Source organism: Stenotrophomonas sp. YJH_SMC_43, assembly GCF_059372535.1.
The window spans coordinates 25237-43315 of record NZ_JCAFVQ010000002.1 but is presented as its reverse complement, the minus strand read 5'-3'; the positions used below and the strand labels follow the sequence as shown (position 1 = coordinate 43315).

Sequence of the window (18079 nt, the reverse complement as noted above, 5' to 3'; positions counted from 1 at the left end):
GTCTCCTGATCCCCGCGCCTTTGGCGCGCCCCCTTGAACAACAAGGGGGCTCTTGCCCAGATGAGATCAAGAACACCGCGGAACTGAAAAAGGCGCCCGATGGGCGCCTTTTTCGCAATGCGTGCCAGGCAAGCCTGGCACCTACCGTAACGCCTGCGGCGTTACTTGCCGACGGCCACGCTCAGCATCACCCGGCTGTGGGCCAGCTTGCCGGAGTTGTCGCGGCCGTTGCCGTCGGTGCCGTAGTAGCCCAGGCCGACGTTGAACAGGCCGAACTGGCGCGCGACGCCGACGTTCCAGTCGGTGTAGTCCTTGGCGATGCCGTCCTCGAAGGTGCTGCGACCGACGTTGGCATTCAGGGTGAAGTCCTTCGGCAGGCCCCAGCTGCCGCCCAGGCCGAAGTACCAGCCATCGGTACTGCTGTTCCAGACATCGTTGGTGTAGGCCACCGTCAGCTTGTAGGTGTCATCCAGCGTGGTGGTGGTGATCAGCTCGTTGTAGTTCTGGTGGCTGGACTTCAGGTAGGTGTAGCGGTTCAACAGCACATCGACGTTCACGCGCTCGGTGACATCCACGCCGTAGCCGATCAGGTAATCGACCTCGGTCTTCGGGTCACCCGCACCAAAGTCCACACCCGAGCCCCACACGCCGGCATACAGGCCAACCGGGCTGGTGTAGGTGAAACCGGCCTGCAGGGTCGGATCCTCGTCGGTCTGCGACACACCACGGAACAGGTAATCGGAAACGGCGGTGACGTTCCAGCTGTACGGCGATTCGTTTTCCTGGGCGCTGGCGGCGAACGGGGCGGCCAGGGTCAGGGCAGCGGCAATGGCGAGGCAGGCACGGGCGTGCTTCATGAGCGTCTCCGGTGGGGGCGGTGGCGTGGAAGGCGGGGAGCAGGCGTAGCGGCCGGAGCGGGACAGCTCCGGTTCACGAATTTTTAACCAGTTTGCTATTGCGATGCAACATGTGCCGGCCGTGGCGATGCCCCAGCCGGGCCGGTCGGCACGCGGCGATGCCCGGTAGAATCAGCGGTTTCCCCGTTCAGAGCCGTGCCCACGCCATGACCGACGCTTCCTCCGCCCTGACCCGCCACTACGCCGAGGAACTGGACGCCATCCGCGCCCAGGGCCTGTTCAAGTCCGAACGGATCATCACCAGCCCGCAGTCGGCCGAGATCACCCTCGAGGACGGCCGCAAGGTGCTGAACTTCTGTGCCAACAACTACCTCGGCCTGGCCGACCATCCGGACCTGATCCAGGCCGCCAAGGATGCGCTGGATACCCACGGCTTCGGCATGGCCTCGGTGCGCTTCATCTGCGGTACCCAGGACCTGCACAAGCAGCTGGAGAAGCAGATCGCCGACTTCTTCGGCAAGCAGGACACCATCCTGTATGCGGCCTGCTTCGACGCCAACGGCGGCCTGTTCGAACCGCTGCTCGGCGAGAACGACGCGATCATTTCCGATGCGCTGAACCATGCTTCGATCATCGACGGCGTGCGCCTGTGCAAGGCCAAGCGCTTCCGCTACGCCAACTGCGACATGGCCGACCTGGAAGCGCAGCTGCAGGCCGCCGATGCCGCCGGCTGCAAGACCAAGCTGATCACCACCGACGGCGTGTTCTCGATGGACGGCTTCATCGCGCCGCTGGACGAAATCACCGCACTGGCGAAGAAGTACAACGCGCTGGTGCACATCGATGAGTGCCACGCCACCGGCTTCCTCGGTGCCACCGGCCGCGGTTCGGCCGAGGTCAAGGGCGTGCTGGAGAAGATCGACATCATCACCGGCACCCTGGGCAAGGCCATGGGCGGCGCACTGGGCGGCTTCACCTGCGCCAGCGCCGAGGTGATCGAGCTGCTGCGCCAGCGTTCGCGGCCCTACCTGTTCTCCAACTCGCTGCCGCCGCATGTGGTTGCTGCCGGCATCAAGGCGTTCGAGATGCTGGCCGCCGCTGACGACCTGCGCGACACCCTGGTGGAGAACACCCGCTACTTCCGCGAAAAGATGGTCGCCGCCGGTTTCGACGTGAAGCCGGGCGTGCACCCGATCAGCCCGGTGATGCTGTACGACGCGCCGCTGGCGCAGAAGTTCGCCGAGCGCCTGCTCGAAGAAGGCATCTACGCGATCGGTTTCTTCTTCCCGGTGGTGCCCAAGGGCCAGGCGCGCATCCGCACCCAGATCAGCGCCGCGCACAGCCGTGAGCATCTGGACCGCGCGATCGATGCGTTCACCCGCATCGGTGTAGAGCTGGGCGTGATCAAGGGCTGATCGCCCCGGGGTCGGATCCCCACGGGTAGCGCCGGGCCATGCCCGGCGGTTTCCCGATAGCCGCGCTATGCGCTCGCCGGGCACGGCCCGGCGCTACCGAAATGACGCGCGACGCGCGTCATTTCTTTTTCTTCTTGCCCTTCGGCTCGTCCTTGCTGGCCACCACCACCGGCTTGGCGGCAGCGTCCTGGCCGTTGCCCTTGGCAACGCGGATGCCGTTGGCCTTCATCCAGGCATCGAACTCATCGGCGGTCATCTTCTTGTCGCCGTTGCTCATCAGGAAGCGGTAGCTGCCGCGGCCATCCAGCTCCGGGGTCTTCACTTCCACCACCGGTGTTTCAGCCGGCGTTTCCGCCTTGACCACCTTCTTGTGGCCACCACAGGCGGTCAGCAGCACCATCGGCAGCAGCAGGCCTGCGCAGCGCAGGGTTTGGTTGAGGGTCGGGTGGTACATAGGCAGGCTCCGTTCGGGAAATTCAGCAACCAAGCGCCCCCTACGCCTGGAACGGTGGCCGGCAACCGCCGGCCGCGGGCGATGATCAGCCCGGTGCAGCGGCCCCCAGCCGCTGCTGGTCACTGACCTCAAGTAGCCGCCATTGCCCCTTGCCGAGATCGCCGAGCAGCAGCCCGCCGATCGCAACCCGGACCAGGCGCAGTACCTGCAGGTCGAAGGCCGCCAACAGGCGGCGGATGTGGCGGTTGCGGCCCTCGTCGAGGACCACCTCCAGCCACGCGGTCTTGTCGCCGCTGCGCAGCACGCGCACGGCCTGGGCGAGGAGGAACTCGCCTTCGTCCTCGACACCGGCGCGCAGCGCAGCCAGGGTGTCCTCGTCGGGCAGGCGGTCCACCTGCACGTGGTAGGTCTTCTGCGGGCCGGTTTCCGGATCGGTCAGACGCGCGGCCCACTGCGGATCGTTGCTGAACAGCAACAGCCCCTCGCTGGCCTTGTCCAACCGCCCGACCGGTGCGATCCACGGCAGCCCGGCGCCATCGAAACAGCGGTAGACGGTGTCGCGGCCACGCTCGTCCTGCGCGGTAGTCACCACCCCGCGCGGCTTGTTGAGCATCAGGTACAGGCGCTGCGGCGCACCCATCGGCTGGCCATCGACCTCGATCGGCGGCGCCGGCTGGCCAATCGGGAACTCGGGATCCCGCACGATGCGGCCGGACACGCGTACGCGGCCCTCGGCGATCCAGCGCGCGGCCTCGCTGCGCGAGCAGACGCCGGCCTTGGACAGCACGCGCGCCAGGCCATGACGGACACCGGCGGCTGTGGCAGCGGGAATCGCACGCCCACGCGGTGCGTGGGAGCGGGCGGCGGGGGCGGCAGGTGGGCGGCGCGTGCGCAAGCCTCTGCTCCCCGCGGCGCTTACTTCTTGTCGACCGGCTTGGTCTCAGCCGGTGCTTCGGCTGGAGCCGGGGTGGCGGCCGGAGCCGGACGTGCCTTGACCACACGCACGCCACGCGCCTTCATCCAAGCATCGAACTCTTCAGCGGTCATGCGCTTGCCGTTCTGGCTCATGTCGAAGCGCCAGGGCGTGTTGTCGAATTCGGTCTGCGGCTTGTAGGCCGCCGGATCGTTCGGCTTCACCGCCGGTGCGCTCGGAATGGCCTTGGCGATGTTCTGGCAGCCGTCGATGCGCAGGCGCTGAAGCACCTGGTCCAGCGACTGCGACGGATCGTAGTTGCTGCTCAGCACACCGGCCGGCATGCCCAGCTGGTTGCCACGGATGTAGAGCTCGTCGGCCACCGGCGCAATGGTCGTGGCCGGCAACGGCAGCGGCGAGGCGCTGGTGTTGACCGAGCAATCGACCGCAGCGTGGGCGGCGGGAACCAGGGCCAGCGCCAGGAAGGCGGCCGATGCAGAGCGCAGCATGAAGGGCATCCAGGAAAGGAAGTGACGCGGCGAGTTTAGCAATGCCGCGACAGCTTTCAAGCGCCACTTTCAATGAATACGGCAACTCATTGGTTTTACGAACAAAAACCCGACGAACGGTTGCCTGCGTAGCAGTAGATACCCGGATTCCGGGCCGCAGAAACAACAAGACCCGGCCGAAGCCGGGTCCTGCTGTGTCCTACAGGCAGAGCGTCAGAACTTAGTTCTGGACGTTCAGCTCGGTACGACGGTTCTTGGCGCGACCTTCCGGGTTGTCCGAACCATCCGGGTTGGTGTTCGGAGCAATCGGACGGCTCTCGCCGTAGCCGATCGGGCCGACCAGGCGACCGGCGTCAACGCCGTTCTTGGTCAGGTAGTTGTACACGGCGGTAGCACGACGCTCCGACAGCTTCTGGTTGTAAGCGTCGGTACCCTTCGAGTCGGTGTGACCGGCAACTTCAACGCGCAGATCCGGGTAACGCTTCAGGATCTCGGTGGCTTCGCTCAGGATCGCCACGGCGTCCGGACGCAGGTTCGACTTGTCGAAGTCGAAGTTGACGCCCTTCAGGTCGATGGAGACCGGCACCGGGCAACCGTCCGGACCGATGGTCTGACCCGGCTGCGAGTTCGGGCACTTGTCGTCGCAGTTGTTGACGCCGTCACCGTCGTCGTCCAGGTCGGCGCAGCTCGGGGCAACCGGAGCCGGAGCCGGAGCAGCCGCGACCGGAGCCGGGCCCAGCGGGATCACGACGCCGACCGAAGCCAGCACGTCGCCGAACCAGTCTTCCTTCGGAGCGGCAACGCTCTGGTCGTCGAAGTCAGCGCGGTAGGCCACTTCGGCGCGGACAGCAACGCGCTTTTCGAAGGTGGTCTGCAGGCCGACGCCCAGCTTGGCGGCAACGTTGCCGTCCTTACGCTGGCGCGGACCATTGGCATTCAGCGCCGGGTACTCTTCTTCCGACTTCTGGTAGCCCAGGCCACCGACGATGTACGGGTTCCAGCCGCGGCCTTCCTTGATGAAGTGGCGACGCAGGTCCAGCGAGACGCCGTACTGCGACCAGTTCAGGTCCTTGTTCGAATCGAAGTTCGGGTTCTGATAGTTCAGCTCACCGTCCAGCGACCAGTTCGGGCTGATGAACTTGCCCAGGCCCAGGGTCACGAACGGAGCGTCATTGGTCAGACGGTCGCTGTCCTGGAAGTTGAAGCCGGCCGAACCGGTCAGGTACCAGCGGTCATCGAACTCCTGCGCCGAAGCTGCCTGGGCAAAAGCCAGGCCGCCCAGCAGCGCGGCAGTAAGGATCTTCTTGTTCATTGAGTACAGCTCCTATTTCGGGGGTATGAAACCGGTAGAGGCATGGGCCAGCACAAGTGCGTCGATGTACGACAGCCGATTCAGCACGCCACCGCCGCGAACATTATGCTCAGGCGGGTGAAGGCCATGTTAACAGTCCCGTAACATGTGAAGTGTTGCGCCCGACCGTCCACCGGTCCGACGTTGAAACCCTATACAGGATGATGAAAATCCGCAAGACCCTCACGCTGCAAGGGTTTGACGGGGTTTAGGCGGGGAAAACGACATATTGCGCAACGTACTGCATCACACGGTTCAGCGTGTTTGCGGAAAGGTGAGGAACCTTATGATGGAGCCACGAACCCAGCCGGAGCCGTGATGAAAGCCGTCGCCCTGAGTCGTGAATCCGCCCCTGCCCTGTGCGATATCCACCTGCCCCCGCCGCTGCCTCCCCGGGGGCGTGACCTGCTGGTCCGGGTCGAGGCGGTTTCGGTCAACCCCGTCGATGGCAAGCAGCGTGCCAGCACGGATCCGGCCACGCTCCAGGCGCCCCGCGTGCTGGGTTGGGACGCCGCCGGCGTGGTCGAGGCGATCGGCGACGAGGCCAGCCTGTTCGCCTCTGGTGACGAGGTCTATTACGCCGGTGATGTCACCCGCCCCGGCTGCAATGCGCAGTACCAGTGGGTGGACGAACGCCTGGTCGCGCGCAAACCCACCACGCTGGATTTCGCTGAGGCCGCAGCGCTGCCGCTGACCACGCTCACCGCCTGGGAGCTGCTGTTCGAGCGCATGCCCCTGCGCCTGGACGATCGCCGCCACGCCGGCCAGCACCTGCTGGTGATCGGCGGTGCGGGCGGGGTCGGCTCGATGGCGATCCAGCTGGCCCGCCATGCGGGTTTCGAGGTGATCGCCACGGCGTCGCGCGAGGCCTCGGCCGACTGGTGCCGGCAGATGGGTGCCCGGCACGTGATCGACCACCGGCAACCGCTTCAGGCCCAGCTGCAGGCGCTGGGCATCGACGCGGTGCAGGTCGCACTCAACCTGGCCGACACCGATCACTACTGGGACGAACTGGGCCTGTTGCTGGCGCCGCAGGGACACGTCGGCCTGATCGTCGAGCCACGTGGGCCGCTGCGGATCGGCGATCCCTACAAGGCCAAGTGCATCGGCATCCACTGGGAGTTCATGTTCGCGCGCTCGCGCTTTGCCACTGCCGACTGCATCGAGCAGCACCGCATCCTCAGCCGCACGGCCAGCATGATCGATGCCGGCCAGCTGCGCGGCACCCTCAGCGAGACGCTGGGCCCGATCAATGCGACAAATCTGGACATCGCGCATCAGCGCCTGGCCGGCGGACGCACGGTGGGCAAGCTGGCGCTGGCAGGCTGGGGCGACTGACGCGTCATGTAGCGCCGAGCCCATGCTCGGCTGGTGGTGCCAGGCAAAGCAGCCGAGCATGGGCTCGGCTCTACAGATTCCGCCTGTAGCGGCGGATTGGTCGGCATCTGTATCTATTGAAGTGACTGGATCGGGATTACGGTGGGAACAGATCCCCCTCCCCCGAGACCGCCATGCCCACCGCCCTGCCCCTGCGCATGCTGCAACTGATCGCCGGCCTGTTCCTGTACGGCTTCGGCGCATCGCTGATGATCCGTGCCGCCATCGGCGTGGCGCCCTGGGACGTGCTGTCGCAGGGCATCGCCGCGCAGACGCCGCTCTCGTTCGGGCTGGCCACCAATGTGATCGGTGCGCTGGTGCTGCTGCTGTGGTGGCCGCTGCGGCAGAAGCCGGGCGTTGGCACCGTGCTCAACGTGATGCTGATCGGCCCGTCCGCGCAGTTCGGGCTGTGGCTGCTGCCGCCGGCGGTCGGCCTGGGCTGGCAGCTGGCGATGTTCTGCGCCGGCATGCTGCTGGTCGCGCTGGCCACCGGCCTGTATATCGGCGCCAAGCTGGGCCCTGGCCCGCGCGACGGCCTGATGACCGGCCTGCACGCCCGTACCGGCTGGCCGATCTGGAAAGTGCGCAGCCTGATCGAGGGCAGCGTGCTGCTGCTGGGCTGGTGGCTGGGCGGCAATGTCGGCCTCGGCACGCTGGCCTTCGCCCTGCTGATCGGGCCGCTGTGCGGAATGACGCTGGGCTGGTTCGGGATTGGCCGGCCGATGCCCGGACCGCGCCCGGCGAGCGCACAGCGCGGCCACGGGTAGCCGCGTCCCCGGGCATGGCCCGGCGCTACCGATTCGCCAGCCCTTGCTCCGGCCGCCGTTTCGCGGCACGCTTCGCGCTTCCGTACGCAAGCGTATCGACCATGTCGCCAGCCAACGAAAGCGCCTATCCCCACCTGTTCGCCCCGCTGGACCTGGGCTTCACCCAGCTGCGCAACCGCGTATTGATGGGCTCGATGCACACCGGCCTGGAGGATCGCGCCCGCGACTTCCCGCGGCTGGCGGCCTATTTCGCCGAACGCGCCGAGGGCGGCGTCGGCCTGATCGTCACCGGTGGCTTCGCGCCGAATGTAGTGGGCTGGTTGAAGCCGTTCGGCGGCAAGCTGTCCTGGCCGTGGGAAGTACGCCCGCACCGCCAGCTCACCGCCGCCGCGCACCAGCACGGCGCGAAGATCTGCCTGCAGCTGCTGCATGCCGGCCGCTATGCCTACCACCCTTTGTCGGTGGCGCCGTCGAAGCTGAAGGCACCGATCAACCCGTTCACCCCGCGCGCGCTCTCGGCCAGCGGCGTCGAGCGCCATATCGCCGACTACGCACGCAGCGCGAAGCTGGCCCGCGAGGCCGGCTACGACGGCGTGGAAGTGATGGGCTCGGAGGGCTACCTCATCAACGAGTTCATCGCCCCGCGCACCAACAAGCGCACCGATGCCTGGGGTGGCGACGCGCGCCAGCGCATGCGCTTCGCGGTGGAGATCGTGCGCCGTATCCGCGAGGCCTGCGGCCCGGACTTCATCATCATCTACCGCCTGTCGCTGGTGGATCTGGTGGACGACGGCAGCAACTGGGAAGAGATCGTGCAGCAGGCGCAGGCGATCGAGGCGGCCGGCGCAACGATCATCAATTCCGGCATCGGCTGGCACGAAGCGCGCATCCCGACCATCGCCACCTCGGTGCCGCGCGCTGCCTTCGCCGGGGTCACCGCCAAGCTCAAGCCACATGTGAAAGTGCCGCTGGTGGCGACCAACCGCATCAACATGCCCGACGTCGCCGAGCGCATCCTCGCCGATGGCGGCGCCGACATGGTGTCGCTGGCGCGGCCGCTGCTGGCCGACCCGCAGTGGCCGAACAAGGCCCGTGCCGGCCGCGCCGAGGCGATCAACACCTGCATCGCCTGCAACCAGGCCTGCCTGGACCACGTGTTCGAGAACAAGCTGGCCAGTTGCCTGGTCAATCCGCGCGCCGCCCACGAGACCGAGCTGGTCTACCGCCCCACCACTACGCCGAAGAAGGTTGCCGTGGTCGGTGCAGGCCCCGCCGGCCTGGCCTGTGCCACCGTCGCTGCCCAGCGCGGCCACCAGGTCACCCTGTTCGATGCCGGCGACGAGATCGGCGGGCAGTTCAACGTGGCCAAGCGCATCCCCGGCAAGGAAGAGTTCTACGAGACCCTGCGCTACTTCCGCCACACGCTGCAGGAGACCGGCGTGCAGCTGCGCCTCGGCACCCGTGCTGATGCCGCCAACCTGGCCGGCTTCGACAAGGTGGTGCTGGCCACCGGCATCACCCCGCGCAAGGTCGATTTCCCCGGCGCCGACCACGCCAAGGTGGTCAGCTATCTGGACGTGCTGCTGGGGCGGGTCGAAGTGGGCGCCAATGCGGCGATCATCGGCGCCGGCGGCATCGGCTTCGATGTCGGCGAATTCCTCAGCCACGCCGGTGAGTCGCCCTCGCTGGACCCGCAGCGCTGGATGGCCGAATGGGGCGTGGACAGCACGTTCGAGGCCCGCGGCTCGCTGGCCAGGCCGCAGGCAGAAGCCTCGCCGCGCCGGCTGTGGCTGCTGCAGCGCAGCCCGGGCAAGCCCGGCGCGCGACTGGGTAAGACCACCGGCTGGATCCATCGCGCCACGCTGAAGGCCAAGGGCGTGCGCATGCTCGGCGGCGTCGAGTACCTGGGCGTGGACGACGAGGGCCTGCGCATCCGCGTGGAAGGCAGCGAACAGCTGCTGCCGGTCGACCATGTGGTGATCTGCGCCGGGCAGGAACCGAACCGCGCATTGCAGGCCGAACTGCAGGCCGCCGGCATCAACGCGCAGCTGATCGGCGGCGCCGATGTGGCCGCCGAACTGGATGCGAAGCGGGCGATCGACCAGGGCAGCCGGGTCGCCGCTGCGCTCTGATGAGGGCCTGAATGGGGGGCGGAATGTGATTTCCGTCACCCCTGCCGAACCTGAATGTCAAGTCGCACGGTTCACGATGCGTTCGGCTATCCCCCCCTACCTTGCGCCATCTTTCCGCTCACCAGCCAGTTTCCGGTGAGCCGGCGCAGCCCCCTCGATCGGTACTGATCGTTTCTTTTCGGGCTGCCCACGGGGCGGCCCCGATGGCCGCCTCCCCATGACGCCAAGTCGTACCCCGCCTCCTGTCGCCCCCGCGGCCGGAACCGGAGGGTGCGGCCCACACGGAGCAAGGAGTTATATGAAACTGGCCTGGATTCTCTGGCTGTCGCAGTTGTTGCCGCAGCCGGCCGCTGATTCATTGTGTTTGAGCACCACCGTTTACCTGGAAGCCCGCGACCAGACCCTGCGGGGCCAGCAGGCCGTCGCCGAGGTCGCCCTGCGCCGTCTCGACAGTGGCCTGTGGGGCGACTCGATGTGCCAGGTGGTCACCGCGCGCAAGCAGTTCGCACCGACCATCGTCTCCCCCGGTACCCAGCTGGGCAACGACGCGGCCTGGAGCGAGGCGATGAACGTGGCCTTCGACGCCGAGCGCAACTGGGCGCTGCCGGCCGGCGAGCGCCGCGAGATCGTGCCCGGTGCCAGCCACTTCGCCGCGCTGTCCATCGCCAGCCCGAACTGGCGCAATGCGTACCAGGTGGCCACCATCGGCGATCACACCTTCTATAAGGTGCAGAACCTCAAGCCGCGGCAGTCGTAACGATCCGTGCTGGCGGCAGCGTTGCCGCCCGCGGGCAGGCTCTGGGATAGTGGGTGTTTCCCGCCCGCATCACCTGGAGTTCCCATGAAGCTGTACAGCAAGCCCGGTGCCTGTTCCACCGCCGACCACATCGCCCTGCAGTGGACCGGCCAGCCGTTCGAGGTTGAACTGCTGAACAAGGACACCCTGAAGGGGCCGGAATTCCTCAAGATCAATCCGGCCGGTGCCGTCCCCGCACTGGTCGACGGCGACTTCGTGCTGCTGCAGAACGCCGCGATCATGGGCTATATCGCCGACACCTACCCGCAGGCCGGCCTCGGCGGCGATGGCAGCCCGCGCCAGCGCGCCGAAGCCACCCGCTGGCTGGCCTTCGTCAATTCCGATGTGCATCCGGCCTTCTCGCCGCTGTTCGCGCCGGGCAAGTTCATCGCCGACGAGAGCCAGTTCGATGCGATCCGCGCCGCCGCGCACAAGCGCCTGCGTGGCCTGTTCGAGACCGCCGACAAGCAGCTGGCCGACAAGCCGTGGCTGGCCGGCTTCCGCAGCTTCGCCGATCCGTACTTCTACATCACCCTGCGCTGGGCCGCCGGCGCCAAGGTCGACCTGTCCGGCCTGGACAACCTGGCCGCCTACAAGGCGCGCATGGATGCCGACGCCGGCGTGCAGGCCGCGCTGAAGGCTGAAGGCCTGGCCTGATCTTGACCTGGGGTCGGATCCGTCTGCGCAGCAGGCGGCTCTGACCCCCTCGGTTCCAGCAGCGTGATCAGCCGATCTGGCGGATCACTTCGCCCTTGGCATCGCGCAGGTAGGTCGGCACCACTTCGATGCGCAGCGCCTCCACCACCGGGTAGATACCGCGCTCGGCACGCACGCCCGCCAGAGCCCGCAATCCCGCCTCGTCCAGTGCCCAGCGCGCGTTGTCGGCGGAGACGTCGCCCACTTCACCGCCCCTGGCCGGAACGAACTCCCACTGCCGCTCGCGGCTGACCAGTTCCAGCGATCTGCCGTGGCGCAGGCGCAGCGGCAGCAGCTCGCACACGCTGGCGACCTGGCCCGCGCCGAGCACCAGGGTGGCGACGCCGGCCTCCTGCCTCCAGTCCAACGTCTCGATGAACAGCATGCCGGTGCTGGAGCCCTCGCGCTCGCTGCCGGCCTGCACCTGGGCTGCCAGTGCCGGATCCTCCAGCAGGTTGCGACGGTGCAGATCACTGATCCACAGCGGCATCGCCGGCTGCAGCGCCTGCAGCACACCGCGCGTCGACCAGCGCTTGACCGCCTCCATCTCTTCGTTGGTCAGGCCGACCAGTTGCAGAAACTGCAGGTGGCCATTGGCGGTGTCGCGCGCAGGCAACTGCGGATCGGCAATGAAGGCCAGGTGGCACAGGCGCGTGTCGGTCTCCAGCGCGATCGGGCCGTTGGCATTCAGATGGTGACCATCCTCGAACACGTTGCCGCTGCCAAACACGTAGCGCGCCAGGTTCTGCAGCAGGTTCATCGGCCACGCCGGCGGCGTGCTGCCGGCGTGTTCACCGGCTTCGGCAGCGAGGCGGAAGGTCAGCTCGAAACCATAGCCGCTGGCGGCGGCATCACTGCTCTCCTTGGTGTACAGCTCGGAGAAGCCGTAGGTGATGTAGTGCCAGTGCGGTACCGGCGCATCCACCCAGTACACGCTGATGCCATCCAGCGGATCCTGGCCACCGAGCGTGTAAGGCAGCGCGGTGCCGAAATGACGCGGCTCCTGCCCGGCATACAGGGGCGCCAGCGCCGCATTGATCGCGTCCCAGCCGGGGGTATCGGTGTCGTCGTGGTCGTCCTGCACGCGGGACTCCTTGTGGGGAAGTGAACCGATAACTTTACGCGGTGAGTCAGGCCTGCACGACCTCATTGCCAGCGTTCACCACCGCCGCCTGGGTTTCCTGCCACCAGCGCTGCGCCAGCGCCGGGCTGCGCGCCTTTCCCACCGCGGCCAGCAGCTCCGGGCACAGGCGTTCCAACGCCAGTGCATCGGTGCAGCGTTCAATCTTCAACTGCATGAAGTAGCCCTTCAGGCCGAGGTGGCGCCGCACCGCCTCGCTCATCGCGTCGTACAACTGCTGGTACAACGCCGGATCCTGTTCGCGGCCGGTGCTGATGCCACGTGCCGGTGCCACCTCGGCATTGCCACCGATCACTTCGATCAGGCCCTGCGCTTCCAGCTGCTCCAGTGCATCGGCCGGTGCGCGCAGGCCGTCGAACAGGCCGCGCAGTTCGGTGTCGTCACGATGGCCATCGACCATCAGCAGGATCGAGCGCAGTGCTGCCGGCAGGCGCCGGCCACGGTCTTCGATTTCCTGACGGCCAGCAGCCGTCTTGGCGTGCAGCAATGCCATTGCATCCCCCCGATCCTTGATGCGCTTCACCTGCGCGCCCTGGCGGGCGCGCTCCCCTGGGGCCGAGCTTAGCGCACCGGTTGCAGGGGGGAAGCTGCGGTGCAGCAACGCCCTCCCCTGAAGAGCCGAGCCCATGCTCGGCTGCTTTGGCAAGGCATGCGGAGCCGAGGATTGGCTCGGCTCTACAGAAGCAGGTCAGCGGCCCAGCGCGCGGCGGATTTCCTCCAGCGCGCTGGGATCATCCAGCGTCGACAGGTCACCCGGGTCGCGCTGTTCGGCCAACGCCTGCAACGAGCGCCGCAGCAGCTTGCCCGAACGGGTCTTGGGCAGTGCATTGACCACGTGCACATGCGCCGGGCGCGCTACCGCACCAAGCGAAGTCGTCACCGTCGCCATCATCTCGGCCACCACCGGCGCCGGATCCTCGCCATCGAGCCCCTGCTTGAGGGTGACGAACACCAGCGGCACCTGCCCCTTCAGTTCGTCCTTGACCCCGATCACGGCAGCCTCGGCCACGCGCGGATGGCTGGAAATGGCCTCCTCGATCTCGCGCGTGCCCAGGCGGTGCCCGGCCACGTTGATCACATCGTCAGTGCGGCCGAGGATGAAGGTGTAACCATCATCATCGCGGATCGCCCAGTCCAGCGAGCTGTACAGCAGTTCCTTGAAGTGGCTGAAGTAGCTCTGCAGGAAGCGGCTGTCATCATTCCACACCGTGCTCATGCAGCCCGGCGGCAACGGCGGCGACACCACCAGCACGCCCTTCTGCCCCGGTGCGACTTCCTCACCGGTGTTCTCGTCGATCACCTTCATCCGATAGCCGAGATTGGGGAAACCCGGCGAACCGAAGCGCACCGGCTTCATCTCCAGGCCCGGCAGCAGGGTCAGTGCCGGCCAGCCGGTTTCGGTCTGCCAGTAGTTGTCGATGATCGGCTTGCCGAGCGCTTCGCTGATCCAGTGCGCGGTCGGTTCATCCAGCGGCTCACCGGCCAGGAACAGGTACTTCAGCGCGCGCAGGTCGTGGCGATGGATGAAGTCTGCGTCGTGCTTCTTCAGCACGCGGATGGCGGTGGGCGAAGAGAACATCGTTCGCACGTTGTACTGCTCGCACAGTGCCCACCAGATGCCGGGGTCCGGATTGGTCGGCAGCCCTTCGTACAACAATGAAGTGCAGCCGCCGATCAGCGGGCCGTACACGTTGTAGGAATGACCCACTGCCCAGCCGACATCGGAGGTGGAGAACATCACCTGCCCCGGCCTGCAGTCGAACACGGTCTCCATCGACTGCGCCATCGCCACCGCGTAACCTCCCACGTCGCGCTGCACGCCCTTCGGCTTGCCAGTGGTGCCGGAGGTGTACAGCAGGTAGCTCGGTTCGCTTGCTTCCAGCCATTGCACCGGCACATCGACTTCCCCGATCTGCGCACGCAGCGTGGCGTACTCCACATCACGGCCCGGCACGCGTGGTTCGGCTGCATCCAGTCCACGCGACACGATCAGCACATGCGGTGGCGGCGAAGCCGCTTCGGCGCAGGCGGCGTCGACCATCGGTTTGTACGGAATCAGCTTGCCACCGCGCATGCCGGCATCGGCGGCGATGAGCAGCCTGGGCTTCGCATCGTCGATGCGCAGCGCCAGGTTGTGCGCGGCGAAGCCACCAAACACCACCGAGTGCACCGCACCGATGCGCGCGCAGGCCAGCATCGCGAACACGGCTTCGGCCATGTTCGGCATGTAGATCACCACGCGGTCACCGTGACCGACGCCGAGGTGCTTGAGCACGGCGGCGAAGTCGTTCACTTCGCGATACAGCTGGCGATAGGTGATCTCACGCGTGCTGTTGGTTTCGGTGGAGATGGCGACCAGCGCGAGCTGGTCGGCGCGCTCGGCCAGGTGGCGATCCACGGCGTTGTAGCAGAGATTGGTTTCACCACCGACGAACCAGCGCCGGAACGGCGGGTTGCTGTAGTCGAGCACCTGCTGCGGCGGTTTGTGCCAATGGATGCGCTTGGCTTCCTGGCCCCAGAAGGCCTCCGGCTCGTCGATCGAGCGACGGTAGGTTTCCTCGTAGTTCATGACGCAGCCCTCCCAGACAAAGTCATGGGTTCGAGGATAGTCCGGCGCTGGCGAGCGGGCCGCCCTACCTTGGTAGGGGGTGGGTTTGTTCTGCAGGGCTTGCAGCCCTGCACCTGTAGAAGCCGAAGCAACAGCAGAAGCTGGCTTACCGGGGATGGCGGGGCGGGTCCGGTTGCGGGGGACGCCGTGAATCCGTCCATGGAGGCTCGGTCGCCGCATCCATGCGGCTCACGCCCCCGCAACCGGACCCACCCCGCCTTCGACAGTTCCCCGCAATCTTTCGGGCTGGCATTGCCTGCTCTTGGTGGGTGTCGACCTTGGTCGACACGCTCGATCCACGCCATGCGCGGATGAATTCCATTCGATTCGATTTCTGACAGATGTGTCGACCAAGGTCGACACCTACCAACGACCACGGAAATCTGTCGAAGGCGGGGCACTGTGGGTGTGCGGGGTGTGAGCGGCATGGATGCCGCGACCAAGCCCCCATGGATGGGTTCACGGCGTCCCCGCACACCCACAGTGCCCCGCCATCCCGCGGAATGCCGCTTTAGTTTTTGACGTTGCTGTTGCTGTTGCCTGAAAGCTTCGGCAGGTGCAGGGCTGCAAGCCCTGCCGGCCCCTAGAACGGAGCCGCGGACTCGAACGCGAGCGCCTCGCCCGTCAGCGGATGCGTAAACCGCAGGCTGCGCGCATGCAGATGCACGCGTTGCGCCGGTGCCGCGTCATACAGCACATCGCCGACCATCGGATGACCAAGGCTGGCCATGTGCAGGCGCAGCTGATGGCTGCGGCCGGTGATCGGTTCCAGTTCCACGCGCGTGCGCTGCGCTTCAACATCACGAGCCAACACGCGCCAACGCGTCAGCGCCGGCTTGCCGCGCTCATGGTCGACCATCTGCTTCGGCCGGTTCGGCCAGTCCACGATCAATGGCAGGTCCACTTCGCCGGCATCACCCTCGAGCAGCCCCTGCACCACCGCTTCATACCGCTTGCCGACCTGGCGCCGCTCGAACTGCATCGACAGCGCCGCCTGCATGTCCTTGCCACGCGCATGCAGCAGCAGCCCGGAGGTCACCTGATCCAAGCGGTGCACGGTCAACGAATCCGGGTACAGCGCCTGCAGGCGCCCGACCACGCAGTCCTGGTTCTCGGCGCTGCGGCCAGGCACGGACAGCAGGCCGGCCGGCTTCTCGGCCACCAACAGCGCGTCATCGATGTAATGCAGGTGGATCATGCGGTTCCAGGAATTCCAAACGAAAACGGGGAAGCCGAAGCCTCCCCGCTTTCTGCGTACCGACCAACGGTCGATACCCGCCTTGATGGAAGAGGTACCGGCCGGAGCCGGTACCGCCTGCATCAGCCCAGCAGGTGGGCGACGCCGGCGCGCTCTTCTTCCAGCTCGGCCAGGGTCTTGTCGATGTACTTCTGGCTGAAGTCGTCGATCGGCAGATCCTTGACCAGGGTGTACTTGCCGTTCTCGGTGGTCACTGCAAAGCCGAAGATCACGCCTTCCGGAATGCCGTAGGAACCGTCGGACGGCACGCCCATGGTGACCCACTTGCCGTTGCTGCCCAGCACCCAGTCACGCACATGGTCGATGGCAGCGTTGGCGGCCGAAGCAGCCGAGGACGAGCCACGGGCTTCGATGATCGCCGCGCCGCGCTTGCCCACGGTCGGGATGAAGGTGTTGGCGTTCCACTCCTGGTCGTTGATCGCATCGGCGATCGATGCGCCATCGGCGGTGGCGAAACGGTAATCCGGGTACATGGTCGGGCTGTGGTTGCCCCACACGACCAGCTTCTCCATGCCACCGACCGGCTTGCCCAGCTTGGTCGACAGCTGGCTCAGCGCGCGGTTGTGGTCCAGGCGCAGCATGGCGGTGAAGTTTTCCGGCTTCAGGTCCGGCGCCGACTTCATGGCGATGTAGGCGTTGGTGTTGGCCGGGTTGCCGACCACCAGCACCTTCACGTCACGGCTGGCGACCTTGTTCAGCGCTGCGCCCTGGGCGGTGAAGATCTTGGCGTTTTCCAGCAGCAGGTCCTTGCGCTCCATGCCCGGGCCACGCGGACGTGCGCCGACCAGCAGGGCGATGTCGGCGTCCTTGAACGCGACTTCGGCGTCATCGGTGCCGACCATGCCGGCCAGCAGCGGGAAGGCGCAGTCTTCCAGCTCCATCATCACGCCCTTCAGGGCGGCCTGGGCCTTGTCGACCGGCAGTTCCAGCAGCTGCAGGATGACCGGCTGGTCCTTGCCCAGCATTTCGCCGGAGGCGATGCGGAACAGCAGGGCATAACCGATCTGGCCGGCGGCGCCGGTCACGGCAACACGAACGGGTGCTTTCATGGGGGTTTCCTCTTGCTTGCAAGCGTTTGATGGGACGCCGCGGGCGTGGCCACGCTGGCCTGGCGGGCGGCGGGGAACAGGGAAACGGCCACCCGTGGGTGGCCGTCTCGAAGGGGGATCAGGCGGCGAGGTGCTTGTTCCACTCCGCGACGCGCTCGGCCTGGGCGGCCAGCACGGCGTCGACGTCGCCTTCCAGGGTGATCGAATGGATCACGTCGCCCTGCTTGACCGAATCGACGATGGCCTGGCCTTCCAGGACCTTGCCGAAGACGGTGTGGCGGCCGTCCAGCCAGTCGGTCTTGATGTGGGTGATGAAGAACTGGCTGCCGTTGGTGTTCGGGCCGGCGTTGGCCATCGACAGCGAGCCGACCTCGTGCTTCACGCCATTCTTCTCGTCTTCGAACTTGTAGCCCGGGCCGCCGGTGCCACGACCCTGCGGGCAGCCGCCCTGGATCATGAAGTCGGCGATCACGCGGTGGAAGATCAGGCCGTCATAGAAACCGTGCTTGACCAGGTTCACGAAGTTGGCCACGGTCAGCGGCGCCTTGTCGGCGAACAGCTCGACCTTGATCGGGCCCTGGGTGGTGTCGAAAGTGGCGATGAGGGACATGAAGATCCTTGATGCAGAGGGGAACGCGTCTAGCCACCTAGTTTACACCTGCCTCGTGGCGGCGGCGGCTTCGACCATGGGCGCAGATCCGGGCTTCAGCCGCCGGCGGGGGAGCGCCACACGACGGTCCTGGCGGCCTCGGCCGC

Annotated in this window: 17 protein-coding genes; 6 read left to right on the top strand and 11 right to left on the bottom strand. The window is 66.6% G+C overall.

Annotated features, from left to right (window positions below; genetic code table 11):
• Nucleotides 1-161: 161 nt before the first annotated feature.
• Complete coding sequence (locus AC5QAH_RS06490) at nt 162-857, bottom strand: TorF family putative porin (RefSeq protein WP_010483951.1); 696 nt, start codon at nt 855-857, stop codon at nt 162-164.
• Between the two features lie 206 nt (nt 858-1063).
• Here AC5QAH_RS06490 and kbl point away from each other — a divergent pair, with 206 nt between their 5' ends.
• Nucleotides 1064-2272 (top strand): glycine C-acetyltransferase, encoded by a 1209-nt coding sequence (gene kbl, locus AC5QAH_RS06485; RefSeq protein WP_005408238.1) that lies wholly within the window; start codon nt 1064-1066, stop codon nt 2270-2272.
• A gap of 118 nt (nt 2273-2390) precedes the next feature.
• Here kbl and AC5QAH_RS06480 read toward each other — a convergent pair whose 3' ends face one another.
• The 4 genes from AC5QAH_RS06480 to AC5QAH_RS06465 all read right to left on the bottom strand — a co-directional run bounded on the left by AC5QAH_RS06480 (nt 2391) and on the right by AC5QAH_RS06465 (nt 5460).
• Entirely contained in the window at nt 2391-2726 is a 336-nt protein-coding gene (locus AC5QAH_RS06480; protein ID WP_109814126.1) for a hypothetical protein, read from the bottom strand.
• Nucleotides 2727-2811: 85 nt separating this feature from the next.
• Entirely contained in the window at nt 2812-3621 is an 810-nt protein-coding gene (locus AC5QAH_RS06475; RefSeq protein WP_197656951.1) for a pseudouridine synthase, read from the bottom strand.
• Nucleotides 3622-3641: 20 nt separating this feature from the next.
• Nucleotides 3642-4148, bottom strand: coding sequence for a hypothetical protein (locus tag AC5QAH_RS06470; RefSeq protein WP_010483956.1), 507 nt, complete (start codon nt 4146-4148; stop codon nt 3642-3644).
• Nucleotides 4149-4368: 220 nt separating this feature from the next.
• On the bottom strand, nt 4369-5460 hold the full coding sequence (locus AC5QAH_RS06465; protein WP_010483958.1) for an OmpA family protein: 1092 nt from the start codon (nt 5458-5460) through the stop codon (nt 4369-4371).
• Between the two features lie 357 nt (nt 5461-5817).
• Between AC5QAH_RS06465 and AC5QAH_RS06460 the strand changes: the two genes are divergently transcribed.
• The 5 genes from AC5QAH_RS06460 to AC5QAH_RS06440 all read left to right on the top strand — a co-directional run bounded on the left by AC5QAH_RS06460 (nt 5818) and on the right by AC5QAH_RS06440 (nt 11228).
• Nucleotides 5818-6837: a zinc-binding alcohol dehydrogenase family protein gene (locus AC5QAH_RS06460; RefSeq protein ID WP_043401399.1), complete on the top strand. Its 1020-nt coding sequence runs from the start codon at nt 5818-5820 to the stop codon at nt 6835-6837.
• 173 nt (nt 6838-7010) lie between these two features.
• Complete coding sequence (yczE, locus tag AC5QAH_RS06455) at nt 7011-7643, top strand: membrane protein YczE (protein WP_019337047.1); 633 nt, start codon at nt 7011-7013, stop codon at nt 7641-7643.
• 101 nt (nt 7644-7744) lie between these two features.
• On the top strand, nt 7745-9775 hold the full coding sequence (locus AC5QAH_RS06450; protein ID WP_312720106.1) for an FAD-dependent oxidoreductase: 2031 nt from the start codon (nt 7745-7747) through the stop codon (nt 9773-9775).
• 298 nt (nt 9776-10073) lie between these two features.
• Nucleotides 10074-10532 carry a cell wall hydrolase gene (locus AC5QAH_RS06445; protein ID WP_004154513.1) on the top strand — a complete coding sequence of 153 codons (459 nt, stop codon included), beginning with the start codon at nt 10074-10076 and terminating at the stop codon, nt 10530-10532.
• Between the two features lie 84 nt (nt 10533-10616).
• Nucleotides 10617-11228 (top strand): glutathione S-transferase N-terminal domain-containing protein, encoded by a 612-nt coding sequence (locus AC5QAH_RS06440; RefSeq protein ID WP_043401403.1) that lies wholly within the window; start codon nt 10617-10619, stop codon nt 11226-11228.
• Nucleotides 11229-11295: 67 nt separating this feature from the next.
• On the opposite strand, the gene AC5QAH_RS06435 is transcribed toward AC5QAH_RS06440, so the two are convergent.
• The 6 genes from AC5QAH_RS06435 to AC5QAH_RS06410 all read right to left on the bottom strand — a co-directional run bounded on the left by AC5QAH_RS06435 (nt 11296) and on the right by AC5QAH_RS06410 (nt 17933).
• The gene (locus tag AC5QAH_RS06435; protein WP_495232200.1) at nt 11296-12351 is read right to left on the bottom strand and encodes a suppressor of fused domain protein; all 1056 of its coding nucleotides are present in this window, start codon (nt 12349-12351) and stop codon (nt 11296-11298) included.
• A gap of 46 nt (nt 12352-12397) precedes the next feature.
• Nucleotides 12398-12901: a hypothetical protein gene (locus AC5QAH_RS06430; RefSeq protein WP_191863884.1), complete on the bottom strand. Its 504-nt coding sequence runs from the start codon at nt 12899-12901 to the stop codon at nt 12398-12400.
• A 195-nt stretch (nt 12902-13096) separates the two neighbouring features.
• Nucleotides 13097-14977 carry a propionate--CoA ligase gene (prpE, locus tag AC5QAH_RS06425; RefSeq protein ID WP_495232199.1) on the bottom strand — a complete coding sequence of 627 codons (1881 nt, stop codon included), beginning with the start codon at nt 14975-14977 and terminating at the stop codon, nt 13097-13099.
• 622 nt (nt 14978-15599) lie between these two features.
• Nucleotides 15600-16214, bottom strand: a complete 615-nt coding sequence (locus tag AC5QAH_RS06420; protein ID WP_125438573.1) for an RluA family pseudouridine synthase — start codon at nt 16212-16214, stop codon at nt 15600-15602.
• A 122-nt stretch (nt 16215-16336) separates the two neighbouring features.
• The gene (locus tag AC5QAH_RS06415; protein WP_004153634.1) at nt 16337-17323 is read right to left on the bottom strand and encodes a malate dehydrogenase; all 987 of its coding nucleotides are present in this window, start codon (nt 17321-17323) and stop codon (nt 16337-16339) included.
• A 118-nt stretch (nt 17324-17441) separates the two neighbouring features.
• Nucleotides 17442-17933: a peptidylprolyl isomerase gene (locus AC5QAH_RS06410; protein WP_004153629.1), complete on the bottom strand. Its 492-nt coding sequence runs from the start codon at nt 17931-17933 to the stop codon at nt 17442-17444.
• Between the last annotated feature and the right edge of the window lie 146 nt (nt 17934-18079).

Coding starts and splice junctions, on each gene's coding strand:
- AC5QAH_RS06490 (WP_010483951.1), bottom strand. CDS start 857: ATGAAGCACGCCCGTGCCTGCCTCGCCATTGCCGCTGCCCTGACCCTG.
- kbl (WP_005408238.1), top strand. CDS start 1,064: ATGACCGACGCTTCCTCCGCCCTGACCCGCCACTACGCCGAGGAACTG.
- AC5QAH_RS06480 (WP_109814126.1), bottom strand. CDS start 2,726: ATGTACCACCCGACCCTCAACCAAACCCTGCGCTGCGCAGGCCTGCTG.
- AC5QAH_RS06470 (WP_010483956.1), bottom strand. CDS start 4,148: ATGCTGCGCTCTGCATCGGCCGCCTTCCTGGCGCTGGCCCTGGTTCCC.
- AC5QAH_RS06465 (WP_010483958.1), bottom strand. CDS start 5,460: ATGAACAAGAAGATCCTTACTGCCGCGCTGCTGGGCGGCCTGGCTTTT.
- AC5QAH_RS06460 (WP_043401399.1), top strand. CDS start 5,818: ATGAAAGCCGTCGCCCTGAGTCGTGAATCCGCCCCTGCCCTGTGCGAT.
- yczE (WP_019337047.1), top strand. CDS start 7,011: ATGCCCACCGCCCTGCCCCTGCGCATGCTGCAACTGATCGCCGGCCTG.
- AC5QAH_RS06450 (WP_312720106.1), top strand. CDS start 7,745: ATGTCGCCAGCCAACGAAAGCGCCTATCCCCACCTGTTCGCCCCGCTG.
- AC5QAH_RS06445 (WP_004154513.1), top strand. CDS start 10,074: ATGAAACTGGCCTGGATTCTCTGGCTGTCGCAGTTGTTGCCGCAGCCG.
- AC5QAH_RS06440 (WP_043401403.1), top strand. CDS start 10,617: ATGAAGCTGTACAGCAAGCCCGGTGCCTGTTCCACCGCCGACCACATC.
- AC5QAH_RS06430 (WP_191863884.1), bottom strand. CDS start 12,901: ATGGCATTGCTGCACGCCAAGACGGCTGCTGGCCGTCAGGAAATCGAA.
- prpE (WP_495232199.1), bottom strand. CDS start 14,977: ATGAACTACGAGGAAACCTACCGTCGCTCGATCGACGAGCCGGAGGCC.
- AC5QAH_RS06420 (WP_125438573.1), bottom strand. CDS start 16,214: ATGATCCACCTGCATTACATCGATGACGCGCTGTTGGTGGCCGAGAAG.
- AC5QAH_RS06415 (WP_004153634.1), bottom strand. CDS start 17,323: ATGAAAGCACCCGTTCGTGTTGCCGTGACCGGCGCCGCCGGCCAGATC.
- AC5QAH_RS06410 (WP_004153629.1), bottom strand. CDS start 17,933: ATGTCCCTCATCGCCACTTTCGACACCACCCAGGGCCCGATCAAGGTC.